General features: G+C 67.1%; 2 protein-coding genes. Both read right to left on the bottom strand.

Going from position 1 to position 1,885, the window contains the following annotated elements:
• Positions 1–456 (bottom strand): transposase family protein (locus CAPSK01_RS03635; protein ID WP_273703025.1); only part of this gene is annotated, 456 nt, incomplete at its 3' end.
• Positions 453–1,355: a DUF4338 domain-containing protein gene (locus CAPSK01_RS03630; RefSeq protein WP_034922705.1), complete on the bottom strand. Its 903-nt coding sequence runs from the start codon at positions 1,353–1,355 to the stop codon at positions 453–455. The genes CAPSK01_RS03635 and CAPSK01_RS03630, both read right to left, overlap by 4 nt.
• Positions 1,356–1,885 lie beyond the last annotated feature (530 nt).

Genomic DNA, 1,885 nt, shown 5'->3' with positions numbered 1-1,885 from the left:
CAGCCGAAACAGGGTGTCGGCGTGTGGCAGGGTGTCGATCTCCGGGAACAGTAGCTGCAGGGTGGTCATGAACTGGGGACGGGATATTTCGCGGTTGGTCTCGCGCCGGGAAGAGAACTGAAAGACGAACATCAGCAAGCCGTAGAGCAGAAGCACGGTCAGCTTGTGCCGGCGCTTTTTGGGGTCTCTCGGGTCGGGAATTTGTTCCAGTTGAGCGAGCAAGGCGGGCAGCTCTTTGCGCAGGAGGCGCATCTGTTTGCTCACGGCGTCCTCGCGGGCCGCTTGTTCCTCGGCGATGGTCGCGAAAGGCGAGCAACTGTTGGGCAGGGGCGCGGGCGAGGTGGGGACGAATCCCATCGCACGCCGCTTCGCGTTCAGTACCTTCTCCTGCCGTTTCTTCTCTGAGCGCAGCTTCTTGATGGCAACGCGTGTCGGGCGACGGCAAGGTTTGCTCATGACCGCGGGCTCCCCGGCGCGGCGCACAGTCGGTGGCGACAATCCGAGGTCAGCGGCTTGACCCACACCTGGCGGGGCGTGCTGTGATAGGACCGGCCAGGGCGGGCCAGCCCGCGTCCGCTGGTCTCTCCGAGCAACTGCCAACCGGCCGCACGGTAGCAGGTGCCGGCATGGTGTCGCGGGTCGACGAAGGTCTCCAGCAACAGGGGCTCGAAACCCCAGTGTTCCAGCCAGTCGGCCCGCGCGCGGCGCGCCAGTTGCCCGAGCACATGACTGGCCAGATGCGGGACCCGGACGTGCGGAAAGATCAGGAAGCGGCTATTGTTGAGCACCCGCGCCAGGTTCTCGCGGCGGGCCTGAACCGTCCAGCCGATCCAGCCGTCGCGCACGGCCACCGCCCGCGCCGCACCGGACAGCAGGACGCAGCCGAGCCGTCGGCCACCAGCGGTGATGAAGTAGCGCAGCCGGTAACCGAAGGCGCCCTGGAAACCCAGCGGATGCCAGCGCGCCACCAGCGCATCCCACTGCGCCACCCGGGTCGCGTCGCGAACCACTTCCAGGGACACCGGCGCGAGCGCCGACAGGGCGCAGTGCACCGCCGGCTCGGCAACGGGCGCGACGGATGCCGATGGTGGCGCGCAACGGCGTGGCGGCGAGGGCCTCAACCCAGGCAGTACCAGCAACCCGGCCGCCTGCAAACGCTCCAGGAACTCCAGGCAGGCGCTGATCTTCGCCGTCCCCGTCAGGGTGGTCCAGCCCAGGTGCTCGCACACCGTCGCCGCCAACTCCTTGCGTGCCAATCCCGGCAGCCACGCCACCGTCGCGCAGAGCTCGGCAATCTCCGTAGCGCTGAACACGCGACCACAGTGCACCCATTCCCCCGCACTCGTTGCAACCATCGCGAAACCTCCGGCTGAAGCGCAGATTGATTACGCTCCACCTATCCTGCCAGAAGTCCGCCCGGCTGTCTAGCCCCCTTGTGCGAAGGTTTTTTCTTGCTACCCACCGCCAGGCCTTGAAAATACCGGGCTGCAGCATTCATGCTTCAGGGCTGCGATCCTGACAGCCCTGACGCATGACCGTGCCGAATCGGACCCGTTAGCCGGAAGCCCGCGCTTTCGCCGCTGGGGCGGTCAGATCGCGGTGTGCTGGCGGCAAGTGAGCGCGGGCTGCGTGGGTGGTGTGGGGTCCGTGAAGAGGGCGTCGAGCGGTGGCAGGAGCTCCGGGACGATCGCTGGGCGAGCCTTTCCCGGCGCGGAGAAGGCCGCGCGGGGTGGTTTTTGGGGTCGTCTGAGGCAGGTCACTCGAGTTGCAGTAGAAAGGGTTGGGCGAGGAGCCCGCGCATCCGCGCAGGATCGAGCCAGGGGGCAGCGCAGGAATTTCGGATGAAGGCGATGGCGCCGCGCACGCCGAGTTCCTGATACAGCTC

It is taken from the genome of Candidatus Accumulibacter vicinus (assembly GCF_000584955.1).
Lineage (GTDB): Bacteria > Pseudomonadota > Gammaproteobacteria > Burkholderiales > Rhodocyclaceae > Accumulibacter > Accumulibacter vicinus.
This window is presented reverse-complemented; position numbering and strand designations above follow the sequence as displayed.